19 protein-coding genes are annotated in these 11,712 nt (G+C 44.8%); 4 read left to right on the top strand and 15 right to left on the bottom strand.

The window, feature by feature from the left end; translation table 11 throughout:
- Positions 1–125 precede the first annotated feature (125 nt).
- The 3 genes from QUA16_RS04460 (at position 126) to QUA16_RS04450 (ending at position 4,981) form a co-directional block, all read left to right on the top strand.
- Positions 126–380, top strand: coding sequence for a hypothetical protein (locus tag QUA16_RS04460; protein ID WP_333102174.1), 255 nt, complete (start codon positions 126–128; stop codon positions 378–380).
- Between the two features lie 72 nt (positions 381–452).
- The gene (locus QUA16_RS04455) at positions 453–2,873 is read left to right on the top strand and encodes a DUF4157 domain-containing protein (RefSeq protein WP_333102173.1); all 2,421 of its coding nucleotides are present in this window, start codon (positions 453–455) and stop codon (positions 2,871–2,873) included.
- Positions 2,870–4,981 carry an AAA family ATPase gene (locus tag QUA16_RS04450; RefSeq protein WP_333102172.1) on the top strand — a complete coding sequence of 704 codons (2,112 nt, stop codon included), beginning with the start codon at positions 2,870–2,872 and terminating at the stop codon, positions 4,979–4,981. Before QUA16_RS04455 ends, QUA16_RS04450 begins: the two co-directional genes overlap by 4 nt.
- 420 nt (positions 4,982–5,401) lie before the next feature.
- Here QUA16_RS04450 and QUA16_RS04445 read toward each other — a convergent pair whose 3' ends face one another.
- From QUA16_RS04445 to QUA16_RS04390, 12 genes are all read right to left on the bottom strand, one after another.
- On the bottom strand, positions 5,402–5,626 hold the full coding sequence (locus QUA16_RS04445; protein ID WP_333102170.1) for a hypothetical protein: 225 nt from the start codon (positions 5,624–5,626) through the stop codon (positions 5,402–5,404).
- An 18-nt stretch (positions 5,627–5,644) separates the two neighbouring features.
- On the bottom strand, positions 5,645–5,884 hold the full coding sequence (locus QUA16_RS04440) for a DUF2849 domain-containing protein (RefSeq protein WP_333102168.1): 240 nt from the start codon (positions 5,882–5,884) through the stop codon (positions 5,645–5,647).
- Between the two features lie 132 nt (positions 5,885–6,016).
- A complete protein-coding gene (locus QUA16_RS04435) occupies positions 6,017–6,193 on the bottom strand; it encodes a hypothetical protein (protein ID WP_333102167.1) in 177 nt (58 codons plus the stop codon).
- Between the two features lie 58 nt (positions 6,194–6,251).
- Positions 6,252–6,491 carry a hypothetical protein gene (locus QUA16_RS04430; RefSeq protein WP_333102166.1) on the bottom strand — a complete coding sequence of 80 codons (240 nt, stop codon included), beginning with the start codon at positions 6,489–6,491 and terminating at the stop codon, positions 6,252–6,254.
- A gap of 5 nt (positions 6,492–6,496) precedes the next feature.
- Complete coding sequence (locus QUA16_RS04425; RefSeq protein ID WP_333102165.1) at positions 6,497–6,739, bottom strand: hypothetical protein; 243 nt, start codon at positions 6,737–6,739, stop codon at positions 6,497–6,499.
- Positions 6,740–6,771: 32 nt separating this feature from the next.
- Positions 6,772–7,161: a hypothetical protein gene (locus QUA16_RS04420; RefSeq protein ID WP_333102164.1), complete on the bottom strand. Its 390-nt coding sequence runs from the start codon at positions 7,159–7,161 to the stop codon at positions 6,772–6,774.
- Between the two features lie 17 nt (positions 7,162–7,178).
- Positions 7,179–7,403 (bottom strand): hypothetical protein, encoded by a 225-nt coding sequence (locus QUA16_RS04415; protein ID WP_333102163.1) that lies wholly within the window; start codon positions 7,401–7,403, stop codon positions 7,179–7,181.
- Positions 7,404–7,440: 37 nt separating this feature from the next.
- The gene (locus QUA16_RS04410) at positions 7,441–7,650 is read right to left on the bottom strand and encodes a hypothetical protein (RefSeq protein ID WP_333102162.1); all 210 of its coding nucleotides are present in this window, start codon (positions 7,648–7,650) and stop codon (positions 7,441–7,443) included.
- Positions 7,651–7,696: 46 nt separating this feature from the next.
- Positions 7,697–7,930 carry an HNH endonuclease gene (locus QUA16_RS04405; RefSeq protein ID WP_333102161.1) on the bottom strand — a complete coding sequence of 78 codons (234 nt, stop codon included), beginning with the start codon at positions 7,928–7,930 and terminating at the stop codon, positions 7,697–7,699.
- Entirely contained in the window at positions 7,920–8,267 is a 348-nt protein-coding gene (locus QUA16_RS04400; protein ID WP_333102160.1) for a helix-turn-helix transcriptional regulator, read from the bottom strand. The genes QUA16_RS04405 and QUA16_RS04400 overlap by 11 nt, the downstream gene beginning before the upstream one ends.
- Before the next feature lie 39 nt (positions 8,268–8,306).
- Complete coding sequence (locus QUA16_RS04395) at positions 8,307–8,636, bottom strand: hypothetical protein (RefSeq protein WP_333102158.1); 330 nt, start codon at positions 8,634–8,636, stop codon at positions 8,307–8,309.
- 139 nt (positions 8,637–8,775) lie between these two features.
- Entirely contained in the window at positions 8,776–9,153 is a 378-nt protein-coding gene (locus QUA16_RS04390; protein ID WP_333102157.1) for a hypothetical protein, read from the bottom strand.
- A gap of 398 nt (positions 9,154–9,551) precedes the next feature.
- On the opposite strand from QUA16_RS04390, the gene QUA16_RS04385 reads away from it, so the two are divergent.
- On the top strand, positions 9,552–10,007 hold the full coding sequence (locus QUA16_RS04385; RefSeq protein WP_333102156.1) for a hypothetical protein: 456 nt from the start codon (positions 9,552–9,554) through the stop codon (positions 10,005–10,007).
- A 133-nt stretch (positions 10,008–10,140) separates the two neighbouring features.
- Here the strand turns inward: QUA16_RS04385 and QUA16_RS04380 are convergent, their stop codons facing one another.
- From QUA16_RS04380 to QUA16_RS04370, 3 genes are read right to left on the bottom strand one after another with little or no spacing between them, the layout of a single operon-like run.
- Positions 10,141–10,425, bottom strand: coding sequence for a hypothetical protein (locus QUA16_RS04380; protein WP_333102155.1), 285 nt, complete (start codon positions 10,423–10,425; stop codon positions 10,141–10,143).
- A gap of 9 nt (positions 10,426–10,434) precedes the next feature.
- A complete protein-coding gene (locus tag QUA16_RS04375; RefSeq protein WP_333102154.1) occupies positions 10,435–10,917 on the bottom strand; it encodes a DUF1822 family protein in 483 nt (160 codons plus the stop codon).
- Between the two features lie 38 nt (positions 10,918–10,955).
- The gene (locus tag QUA16_RS04370; protein WP_333102153.1) at positions 10,956–11,705 is read right to left on the bottom strand and encodes a hypothetical protein; all 750 of its coding nucleotides are present in this window, start codon (positions 11,703–11,705) and stop codon (positions 10,956–10,958) included.
- Positions 11,706–11,712 lie beyond the last annotated feature (7 nt).

The raw sequence follows: 11,712 nt of genomic DNA, 5'->3' as shown, positions 1-11,712 counted from the left end.
AACAGAGTACAAAGAAACAAGGAACTGCAAGACTGTCGCCGCCACGCTCTTTGTGGGGGCATCCCGGGGAAATAAATAGCCCTACCCAAATATAATTAACAGAGGCGCAGTCAGCAAAAGCGATAATGAAAGAAAAACTCACCCAACGCCTCAAATCGCTCAAAGCGGAATTTGAAGCCGGACAAAATCTCCTCGCGGACTATGAAACCAAACAGCGCAGCTTGCGAGAAACACTCCTGCGAATCAGCGGCGCGATCCAGGTACTCGAAGAGGAACTGGCGGACGTAGAAGAGGAGAAAAGCCAAGAGAAACAGACGATCGATATTCAAGCTGAAACACAACCGCAAGGAGAACTGGCACCGGCAGGAGAAGGGACGTAAGGGCAGAATTATCCCCCGACGATTTGGGTCAACAGTCAACTCGTACAATACACATAGTGGAAGGAGGAACAAATGGACAAACAAAGCACGCACCAAAAGAAACCCGGACCCACACACCCGCACCCTACCAAAACAAGCGTAAAATCCCCGGTACACCAGGAGGACGATCTGCAAGGGGCGATCGGCAACCGGCAAATGGGACTCCTGATGGAGACACATCCCCACATTCACCCATCCAGTCTAAACGCCACGATGGTAGGCGAGATGCCAATGCTGGGGGGTATGATGCCGATCGCTCAGGGGAGGATTCAGCGTCAACCCTTATTCGGGGGTTTGTCCCAGGAGATGAGGTTGGAAAATGCTACTCTGGCGCTACCCGCAACTGGGGCGCTGGTACAGCGGAAGCTGACCCTCGGCACGCCTGGGGATATGTACGAGCAAGAGGCCGATCGCGTGGCGCGACAAGTGGTAGACGAAATTCACAGTTCCCCAATCCGAGAACAGAACGCACAGTCGGAGGAGGAGAGGATACCTGCCGGAGGGGAAGCGGGACGGGTGCAACGGCAGATAACCGTGCGATCGGCGGGCGATGCTGGGGGTGAACTCTCTAGCGAGTGGGAAGGGGAGTTGCAGGGAGCCAAAAGCGGGGGACAGCCGTTGTCGCCGTCGGTGAAGGAGCCGATGGAGCGGGCGTTTGGGGCGGATTTTGGCAGCGTGCGCGTGCATACGGGGGCGCAGGCGGATATGTTGGCGCGATCGATTCAGGCGAAGGCGTTTACGACGGGGCAGGATGTGTTCTTTCGGCAGGGGGCGTATGAGCCAGGGAGTCGTGGAGGGCAGGAGTTGATTGCCCATGAGATTACCCATGTGGTGCAGAGATTGCCAAACATACAACCGCACCTACAGCGCCAAGAAACCCCTAACAAAACGGGATTACCCAATGCTCTTAAAGCAGGTGTTGAAAAACTATCGGGATATTCCCTAGATGATGTCAGGGTTAATTATAACTCACCTAAGCCAGCACAATTACAAGCATTAGCTTACACGCAAGGGACGGAAATTCATGTAGCACCTGGGCAAGAGGCATATTTACCCCATGAAGCATGGCATGTTGTCCAGCAGATGCAGGGAAGAGTAAAAGCAACGCAGCAGGTGAAAGGGAAACAGATTAATGATGATGATGGGTTGGAGAGAGAAGCTGATGTGATAGGAAACAACGCCATCAACATTCCCCATAAAACTCTACTAAAAAAAAGCATACTGGTTAACAAACCTGTTACTAAAGAGGTAGTACAGACTGTAAAAAAAAGAAAAACTAAAGAGGAGTCTAAAGAGAAATTTGATCGGGAAATGAAGGAATTGAACGATCTAATTGAAGCTACCAATCAACAAATCAAAAAAGTGTTTAAATTAAAAGCAACGATAGGCACGGATTCTTCCATGACCCCTATGAACCCTGCGGTATATTTTCAGGAGTTACCTATCACAGAGAGCCTCAATATGACAAAAAATGAAGCCAGACTGGCAAATTTTAGCTCTATGGTGAAGGAATTTATAAATTCAAAACAAAAGGTGACCCCTGAGATACAAACTGCAATAGTAAAATCAACCTTGGATAAGGAATTTATAAATTCAAAACAAAAGGTGACCCCTGAGATACAAACTGCAATAGTAAAATCAACGGATGGCACAGAAAGCATCTATATTTCCGGAAATACAAGCCGAGGAAACAAAAAAATTGGGAAAAATATGTCTCTGGAAGATTATTACAGACAAGATATACGTAAGATAAGTATCAGCCGGAGGGTAAGTGGTTTAGAACAGATAGCAAAAAAACAGATTTATAAGCAGCAAAATATAATAAGGGTTAAGCAAGACTTTAAGAATAAAATCAGTATTGGCAAAGGGGAAAATAAGGATGCAGTGGTAAGAAAAGTTATACAAAAGTTACTTACCGAAGGCAAGCGGAATCGAGATCGTCTATCGTCAACGAGTACACGTAAATTTGTCAGAGTACACAAAGCAAAACAATTACAGATACCGGACAACAAACAAAATTTTCACGCAGAATCGGCCATACTTGCGAGCTTGAAGGATACAAAAGCCAAAATCCAGGAAATTGGAGGCACAAAGGTAGCCTGTCTGGCCTGCCAAGCCTACTTCACCCAGATGGGCGAACCGGAATTGCTGGGGATTTATACCGGATATGTCTGGATATCGAAATCCTCACAGGACCAACTAAAAAATTTGATTAGCGAGATCAATTCAGCCGAAAGCTTATTGATAAACCTCGCGAAAATTTTAGAATCCAGGCTGTCAAAGTTAAAAAGGTATACTGGAGCAGCAGGAGAGAAAAAAATAGAGGATGGAGAGGCGGAGTCCGACGTAGATAAGACAGATTCAGAGGACGAAGAAGCAATAGAGGAATTGAAAAAATCCGATGTTGTGCAAGAAATCGCCCGAGCCCTTTTGAACCTTAGTAAACAAAGTTGAGTAGCAAATTGGGAAGGCACAGTACGATCAGCCCCCTCGAAGAATTACTCCCCTGGCTAAACCGCATTGACACCCTTATCCACAAAGCCTTACTCCTCGCCGAGTCCCACTACAGTCCCGATCGCGCCACCGCACCCTACCGGGGACTGCAAATCAGCCTTGAAGAAGTCGATCGCCTGCTGCAACGCCATCCCGCCGAACCCTTATTTGCCGCCGCCGCCCCAGAAACCGCATCCCCCCCAGCAGCCTCCCGGTTAGCATGGTTGCAGCGCCAATACCAGCTTGCAACCATCGACCTGGACATCCTCGCCCTCGCCCTCGCCCCCGAACTAGATCGCCGCTACGAACGCCTCTACGCCTACCTGCAAGACGACGTTCGCGCCAAACTTCCCACCGTCGATCTGGCCCTCAACCTCCTCTGCACCACCGCCGCCGAAAAACTCCAACAGCGCGATCGCTTTTCCCCCGACGCCCCCCTCATCCGCCACCATATCCTCCACCTCCACAGTCAACCCGACACCCCCACCCCCCTCCTCGCCCACACCCTCCACCTCGACCCCCAAATCGTCCGCTACCTGCTGGGAAACAGCGGACTCGATCGCCGCCTCGCCCCCTTTTGCCACCTGATACCCCCCACCCTCACCCACAGCGAACCGTTCCTCAACCCCGAACTCCAGCACAAACTCAGCGCGATCGCCCAAAACCCCCAACCCCGCTGCCTCTACTTCCAAGGAACCGATACCAGCAGCAAACGCAGCGCCGCCGAAGCCTTAGCGCGAGAACTCCACACCCCCTTACTCGCCGCCGACTTCTCCCGCCTCAGTGCCAACCTCAAAACCGAACTCGAACCCACCCTCAAACTGCTGAGGCGAGAAGCTCACTTTCAGAATGCCCTCCTCTATCTGGACGGATGGGATAACTTGCCGGGAAGCGATCGCACTATTGCCTGCGACTCCTTGCTTTCCACCCCCGCAACACTCACCATCCTCTCAGGAACCGAACACTGGAACCCAACAACCGGCGCGAAGGGAGTCGTCACCGTACCCTTCACACTCCCCGACTTTCACCAGCGCCGCCACATCTGGCAAACTCACCTGGCAGACGCGGGAATTTCCTTGACAGATTCCGACTTATATGCTATAGCCGATCGCTTTCGCCTGACGAGCGATCGGATTGCCGATGCGATCGCGATCGCCTGCAATCGCATTTGCACAGAAGGGAAGAACGACACCCAACCCAAATTAGCAGAATTGTTCGCAGCCGCCCGCGCCCAATCCGGTCACGACCTCACCCAACTCGCCCGCAAAGTCGAGCCCAAGTATCGCTTAGAAAATATTGTCCTGCCAGAGGAGCAAAAAACGCACCTGCGTGAAATCTGCGATCGGGCTCAACATCAATCCAAAGTGCTGTCCGAGTGGGGATTTGACAATCAGTTTTCGATGGGAAAAGGGATAAACGCGCTGTTTACAGGCGTGCCCGGAACAGGTAAAACAATGGCAGCCGAGGCGATCGCCCGCGAATTGCAGCTCGACCTCTATAAAATAGACTTATCCCAAATCGTCAGCAAATATATCGGCGAAACCGAGAAAAATCTCGATCGCATCTTCACCGCGGCCGCCACCTCCAACGCCATCCTGTTATTTGACGAAGCCGATGCCTTATTTGGCAAGCGTTCCGAAGTCAAAGACGCGCGCGATCGCTACGCGAACATAGAAATCGGCTACCTCCTGCAAAAAATGGAAGAATACGAAGGCATCGCCATTCTCACCACCAATTTAGCAAATAATATCGACGATGCCTTTACCCGCCGATTGAGTTTTATTATCGGATTTCCCTTTCCTAAAGAACCGGAACGATACCAAATTTGGCAACATATTTTTCCCGATAAAACCCCTCGAAGTGCAGACTTAGATATAGAATTTATGGCACGTCGCTTTGAGATTGCTGGCGGCAATATCCGCAATATCGCCTTAGCTGCCGCATTTCTAGCTGCTGCCGAAGGTGTAGAGATCGGGATGTCCCATCTCATTGGCGCTACCCGACGAGAATATCAGAAAATTGGCAAGATAATTTTGGATGAAGACTTAGGCAGTTATGCGTCGAGATAAACTGTTTGTTGGGAAGCATCCCGTTTTTGTGAGCAATGTTTGTTGATAGATCCTCTAGTTTCTATTTTCTCCCCATTTTTGCATAATCAGCAGCCGGGAACGACCCGATAATATCATGTCCGATCGAGCGACCGCGATTTTTGTAGGGGCTCCCCTCACCAACAATACCTGCCAACAATCTCCCATCTCAAAAACCCGCCCCGACCGGGATATGATGGTTAATCGATCGGACATGATATAACCAGTAAAACATTTTTGATGACGGAGCGATCGTCAATTACGCTATATCAATCTCATAAAGCGACTTGCCCGCGAGCGAAGCTTTATGAAATGGAGCCTCCGGGTTCGGGGGAACCGACCCCGCTAATGCGCTAATTAGGTTCCCAATAAATTAAAAAGGTTGCTAGGAATTTCTTGGGCTTATTCGGGGGCTTCTTCGGGGTTTGAGTCAGGAAAATAATATTCTGACTCAACAATTGCCTGATAAATTTCAGACAGGGTTTGAACTGCATCTGCCAAAACTAAATCGTTTGGAGTAGCAAACTTTTCGCTATTCTCGATCACTTGATATTCCGGCTGATTTTGTAGGAGTCGTAGAGTTTCTTCAGTGCCAGAGAGGATAGATTTGATTTGTTCGATATTCATGTAGTTCTCCCAAGGTATTTAATCGCGGTGTAATTCAATTTCAACAATGGAAAAATTACGATTTCCCGCCACATTTTTTTCGGATTCTAGACGTTCCAAGGCAGTCGATCGACTCTCCAAAAAATCGGCTTCTTCAAATTCTTCAGTCCATTTCCCTTTTTCTTTGAGCCAAAAAACACAACCGTATTCTGTTGCATCACCAACCCAATAACTAGCCTTACAAATCACAAACTTGATTTCAGATTCAGATTCAGACATAATTAGGAACCGGGAGCGACCCGGACTTAAGCGCTTATTAGTTTCCTAGCAAATCCAACACATCGCGATGACCTTCTTTGACTTGTTGTGGATTTGTAACGATAGCACTGGCAAAATCACATTCAGATTCTTCTATCGCCTGATAAATTCACTCAGCGACTGAATAGCATCTGCCAAAACTAACTCATTTTGCGTGACAAAACTATCGCTATTTTCGATCGTCTGATACTCTGGCTGCTTCTGCAAAAGTCGCAGAGTTTCTTCAGTACCCGCAAGTATTGACTTGATTTCTTCGATTGTGATTGTCATGATTCTTACTCCTTAACTGATTAAACTCATTAACTCAAAACCTCAAAGCGAAGCATTATTAGCTGAAAAGAGTTTTCAGGAAACATTTTTCATCAATTTTGTTCTCACAGACAACCATTGACTTAGCTGCTTGTTCCGCTAGTGATCGATTCCAGCCTTTGAATTCCGATTTAGCGACTAATTCAAGTTCTGGCATAACGATCGCTTCTAGGTAAAATACATTGCCTGGTGAATCATCGTAGTAGCAAGAGCTTTCTATCGTAAATTTCCAATTTGACCAGTAAAAGGTAGTTTTCATTGCTCTTAATCACGGTACAATTCAACTTCAACAAGGGAGATATTCTGATTGGCAGGATGACATTTTTCTTCAGTTAAGCGTTGTTCAGCATCCGATCGAGTATCAAAGAATTCGGCTGATTCAAAATCTTCACACCATCTTCCTTTAATGGGAATCAACCAGTAAACGATGCCATATTCAGTAGCATCACCAACCCAATAACTCGCCTTAAGAATCACAAACTTGATTTCAGGGTTAGGCTTAGACATAATTTAAGACCGGGAGCGACCCGGCAATCGCGCTATTCACTACACAATTGATAGGCAAATACCAAGCACAGGATGAAATTGCTTTCCAATCCGTAGCCTTCCCAACGACTATTTCTTACTCCAACAATGTGACGGCATCGCTTAAGCCATTCAACACCGCCTCGTTTGGTAATTTCTTCAAACAGTCGCGGATGCTGTTGTAATTTGCACACAATGATTTCCGTCATAATCTCGATCGATTCCTGCATATCACGACTTTTGTACTTTTGATATGCAGATTCAGCATCACGGTAATTCACGCCATTGAATGTTACCGGGTAGCGATTTTTGATGTTGCCCTTTCGGAAAGCTAGCTCTGTGGGATTAGTCAAAGCTGCACCAATCCCAATATCAGAGCCAGACCAAATATTAATGCCTTCCATCTACTTATCAGCTCCAACTAAATAGACTGAGCGATTTGATAGGCTTGTTGATAGAGTGGATCATTACTCTTTGGCTGCTGACCTTCTTTTTGATCGCTGACGGCTAAAGCTACCTTGATTTTCTGACTTTCAGTTTGTGAAGGTAGTGTTTGATTTTCATGGTAGTAATTGGCAGAAGTCTGGAAAAAGTTAGGGAGGTCGGCTTCATATTTCAGAAACCGAACTAATTCTTTTAAGTTCATAGCAGTGAGAAAAGCAACACTACCTTACAGCGAAGCATTACTGTGACTTTTTACGATTGCCTTCTAGTTCTTCAATTTGAATGCCCATCGGATATGACTCTTCATCATATTCCCCAAGATATGGATCGACTTGGCTAGCTTCAGTTACTTTGCCTGAAGTAAATAGAGGACTGGTTGCTGCTAGTGCGACGGTCAAAGCTGTTGTAACGGCAAGAATCGTGTGTTGTGTTTTCAGGGAAATACCCAAAATGGTTTACTGGAACGGGAATAACTTATTTGAGCAAGCTGTTGATTTAAAGCCACAAATCGCCTTCTTGAATCCGAGGTCGATCGGCTTCAAGTTTCTGTCTCAGAGAACGGACATGGTATCGTCCGTGAACAGAAGGACTAGAACAAATCACCAGGTTTTCTGGCGAGTTATTAGATATGTCCTCGTCCAGGTGATGAACAACTTCACCGGGGCTGAGCTTACGATCGAGAGTTTGTTCTGCCACCATCCGATGCAGATACACTGTTTTATAGGTCATAGTGTTGTTGATTGAAGTAAACGGGAAATACTGCTACGGCGTTTTCTAAGTCCAGAGGCTCAACTTCGGTTTGTTGACGGATTGCTTCAAGCCAAACACCATCAAGAGCAAATATTGCAGCAATTCTGGGTATCAGCCAGTCATACTCATTCGATCGGATGTCGATTCTATTATTTTCGATTTTCGATAATAGGTATCGATCGATCGTAAGAAACTCTTCATCTTCTGATGGAATTACCAGCAATTTACACAAATCTTTCTGGCTAAAACCAAGTTCTTGCCGAGCATTTTTTAGGATTCTACCCAGCGTTAATTTACTGTGTTCGTAGTTTGTCATGATAAGTAAGAATTCTGGGAGCGACCCAGATAAACGCTATTAGAATGCTAAATAACCAAATTGTTGATTTGCTAACTCAAGAACTTTGCGAATAAGTTCCTCTCTCTGTGCTTCAAATTCAGCATGAGGCATTTTGACATAGCGATAAACTTCAGAACTTGACCATCGGCTTTCAGAGTCATATCCTTCATCACCGCTAAGTACCACAATTTCAATTGATGTATTTTTGGGCCATTTGGTGATTTGTAGATGATATTCATTCCAATCTTCCCAGGTAGTAAGCTGATGAGTTTCTTTTGTGTATTTTATTACTTTGCCATCTTTGGCTTGCCAGGTACAATTTTCAACATCAAAGTCTGGTTGTGACATTATTTAATCCTCAATCTCACACCCTTACAGCGAAGCAAAATCTTACTTTGACTATTTTTATTGCCAGTAAGATTCCCAAAAACATTATCAGAAACATTTTTAGAAACGTTACTAGAAACAGAACAAGAAACAAAATCTGTTATATCAACCACCAATTTAAAGACTGAATCAATTTAGTAGCTTTGTCGATGACCTGAGTAACGATCGACTGAGTAATAACTTGAGCAGTGGAAAAACCTAAGTCAGAAACAGCAGTAAGACAAGCACTTTCCCAGGCACTTTGCTTAGTTTGAAAGAGTTTGATAGGAGTAAAGCCGATCGTCACATACTTTTGTTGAGAGAAACAAACCAATTTCGCTGCGTTGCCCGGTAAAAATTTAGGGGCAACAACTTCATGTTTGACCTCACAAGGTAAGAGCTGCCCTTCCTCGTTAAGCCATACAGCCTCTTCAATTACAGGACATATTCTCAGTTGGTTTTCGACTTCTTGAGGTATTGAAAAATCTGGGTTGTGCATAGTACGATAAATCTGCTAACAATACTTTACGGCGAAGCTTATAATTTGCTTGCTAAGTAAAGAATAGCGTTAAAATAAAATAATATTAATTCTAAAAGTGAGGAAATATGGGCGAAGCGAAACGGAGACGAGAAAGAGGGTTAGGATTTGGATTTAAGTCTCAGCCTGAAAGTTTAATTATTGGATGCTATCTAGCTCCAGCAGGGATAAGTGATCGACATACAGTTTATTTGGGAATCAGAAGAAAGAACTCTCATGGAGTAATCAGTAAACCGGTGTCAGTTCATACCAAGGTAACAGATGCTTTCCAAGTTCTGACAAACTGTAACAATGTCTTGAAGAAATGCTCTTTCACGATAAAGCACTCAGATGAAAAAATTTTTGATTCATTCAAGGAAATGCTACTCTCTGACTACGGGAATCAAGGTGAGGTAGGCGATCGATATCAAGTATCGGGGAACATAGATGCTTTCAATGCCTGGATGAACCAAGGTAACTACCGAGATAAAAATAATCCACCGCCAGGGGTGACAATTACCCATTTAACATCCGTAGTTAAAAAACGTTACAGAGTTTTTATCAGTCCGATCAAAGAAGAATCACCCAAATTCTATGGGAATCCCGAAGATAACTCGGTATTTCACGTAGGCGAAAGTTTTGACCGCCCTATTGCCGGAACCCAAAACGAACTGTTTATCTGGCAAACCTATGTAGTTGCAGCATTCTTCGCTGATTACCTGAATGATCATGATAAAGATTCCTTGAGCGCTGAGGAAGCCCAGAGGCTAACTCATGAAGTACAGGATTTGATGAATCAGGAGCGATCGCCAGGAGTTGTATTAGAACGCGCTTGACGGGGCGCTACTCCTGGCGATCGCTCCTGACTCTATACCTCGGCTATAGAGTCAGCTCTACCTCATCCGTCATCGTGGCCAAGTCGAGATCAAACTTTGGCGTTTTTGAAGCCGCCAAGCCGAGTTTTCACCACTAACCCATCATTGTGCAAATAGCTTCCCAGTTCTCGTCCACTTCTTCAGGAGTAAAATTTGTGAGACAACCCGCTAAGTAGTCTGTACTGCCAATGCAAAATTTTTTCCATACCTCTGGGCGATCGAATGGTCGAAAATTATCTTCAAATTCACATTCGGCTTCAGCGATGGCTCCGGCAAAATCATCTTCTACTTTTTCAGGGCAATTAACCACCCAAACCGCTTGAGCTGGATCAAGTTTGGGTTTTCCTGCCAAAGACATCCTTAGCTGTTTCAAATTCATGGTTTTTCCTCAAACATTTTGTAATTCAATAGTTTCCAAATAGTCAGATAAGCGGTCAAATGGCTGAAGGTCAGCAACAGAAATTTGTACAGTATCGCCGTGGATATCAGCAGCGGAGAGAAAGCCTAAAAGTTTGACTTTATCCAATGAGTCTGGTAATTCAACAAAGATATAAGCAATGCGATCGTTTTGGACTGGAACACAAATCTTTGTTTCTCCTTCACCAATTCGACAGCATTGAATCTTTCCGATTCCGGGTAACTCCAAATCAGCAAGTTCTAAAGCCGATTCAATTGCGACAGTCCAGTCATCATCTTTATCGAGAATGGTTTCAAAGTCCATCCAACCGATAAGATGATTGACTGCCCACACTGTCATTGTATTGTAGAAAAGTTTTAGACCATTTTCTAGGTTGGCTTGTTCTGAAGCATAACCTAAAGCTAAATTATAGACTTTAGCATCGATCGGGAATTGCATCAAATTATCTTTCATTTTGTGTAATTGAGAAATTACACTTTGAAAGCGAAGCATTATTCCATTACTAAATCTTCAAATGAAGAGGCAATTAGTTTTTCTAAACTCTCTTCAAACCAAGGAAGCAAGCTGTGATAAATGCCTTGGTTTAACAATCTCGGTTCAATATGGTCAGGAAACTTATTTCTAGGTATTTCCTTTTTATAGGCTATGGAAATATCATAGTAAGTTTGGCAGTAATAAACAAAGTTCAAGATTGTTTCTCTTCTGAGCTTTTCGGCTGATAGAATCTGTACTAAGTAATTCATTGAATCACTTAAAGTTTTTCTGTTGCCTTTAGCCCATTCCCAATCTTGAACTTGAGAAAACCTAATATAGCTATAGCCTCCGCCGAAATACCATTTCCTTTTGCCATACAATGTGTTTATGTAAGCAAGAAGTTTTTCACAAGCCAATCGCAAAGTATCTATTTTGCTATTAGGGTATAACTGCCCACGTCCAACAAGATACCATCCTAAATCATCAGTGACTAGGGTATCGTTTAACATTGAGGAAACGCAAGTTTTGCCAGCCTTTTTTACTGCTGGGTCGATCGATTTATCTTTCAAAAACTGAACCATCAAATTAAAACCAGGCTCACCATATTTACAAGCTTCACACAAACCACCAATTTGGGATAATCGGTGATTTGATGCTAAACGGCTCCTGACACCGAATAGACCTCCGAGCACGGCAGCGCCTTCGGGAGCCAAGACTTTATTGCCGAGTACCGCATCATACTCTCTAGGACTTTGTTGCTCTAACATTATTTTT

This window comes from Microcoleus sp. S13_C3 (genome assembly GCF_036700905.1).
GTDB lineage: Bacteria > Cyanobacteriota > Cyanobacteriia > Cyanobacteriales > Microcoleaceae > Microcoleus.
The sequence above is the reverse complement of the archived record's forward strand: the minus strand, read 5'-3'. Positions and strand labels throughout refer to the sequence as shown.

Coding starts and splice junctions, on each gene's coding strand:
- QUA16_RS04460 (WP_333102174.1), top strand. CDS start 126: ATGAAAGAAAAACTCACCCAACGCCTCAAATCGCTCAAAGCGGAATTT.
- QUA16_RS04455 (WP_333102173.1), top strand. CDS start 453: ATGGACAAACAAAGCACGCACCAAAAGAAACCCGGACCCACACACCCG.
- QUA16_RS04445 (WP_333102170.1), bottom strand. CDS start 5,626: ATGAATATCGAACAAATCAAATCTATCCTCTCTGGCACTGAAGAAACT.
- QUA16_RS04440 (WP_333102168.1), bottom strand. CDS start 5,884: ATGTCTGAATCTGAATCTGAAATCAAGTTTGTGATTTGTAAGGCTAGT.
- QUA16_RS04435 (WP_333102167.1), bottom strand. CDS start 6,193: ATGACAATCACAATCGAAGAAATCAAGTCAATACTTGCGGGTACTGAA.
- QUA16_RS04430 (WP_333102166.1), bottom strand. CDS start 6,491: ATGAAAACTACCTTTTACTGGTCAAATTGGAAATTTACGATAGAAAGC.
- QUA16_RS04425 (WP_333102165.1), bottom strand. CDS start 6,739: ATGTCTAAGCCTAACCCTGAAATCAAGTTTGTGATTCTTAAGGCGAGT.
- QUA16_RS04420 (WP_333102164.1), bottom strand. CDS start 7,161: ATGGAAGGCATTAATATTTGGTCTGGCTCTGATATTGGGATTGGTGCA.
- QUA16_RS04415 (WP_333102163.1), bottom strand. CDS start 7,403: ATGAACTTAAAAGAATTAGTTCGGTTTCTGAAATATGAAGCCGACCTC.
- QUA16_RS04405 (WP_333102161.1), bottom strand. CDS start 7,930: ATGACCTATAAAACAGTGTATCTGCATCGGATGGTGGCAGAACAAACT.
- QUA16_RS04400 (WP_333102160.1), bottom strand. CDS start 8,267: ATGACAAACTACGAACACAGTAAATTAACGCTGGGTAGAATCCTAAAA.
- QUA16_RS04395 (WP_333102158.1), bottom strand. CDS start 8,636: ATGTCACAACCAGACTTTGATGTTGAAAATTGTACCTGGCAAGCCAAA.
- QUA16_RS04390 (WP_333102157.1), bottom strand. CDS start 9,153: ATGCACAACCCAGATTTTTCAATACCTCAAGAAGTCGAAAACCAACTG.
- QUA16_RS04385 (WP_333102156.1), top strand. CDS start 9,552: ATGCTACTCTCTGACTACGGGAATCAAGGTGAGGTAGGCGATCGATAT.
- QUA16_RS04380 (WP_333102155.1), bottom strand. CDS start 10,425: ATGAATTTGAAACAGCTAAGGATGTCTTTGGCAGGAAAACCCAAACTT.
- QUA16_RS04375 (WP_333102154.1), bottom strand. CDS start 10,917: ATGAAAGATAATTTGATGCAATTCCCGATCGATGCTAAAGTCTATAAT.
- QUA16_RS04370 (WP_333102153.1), bottom strand. CDS start 11,705: ATGTTAGAGCAACAAAGTCCTAGAGAGTATGATGCGGTACTCGGCAAT.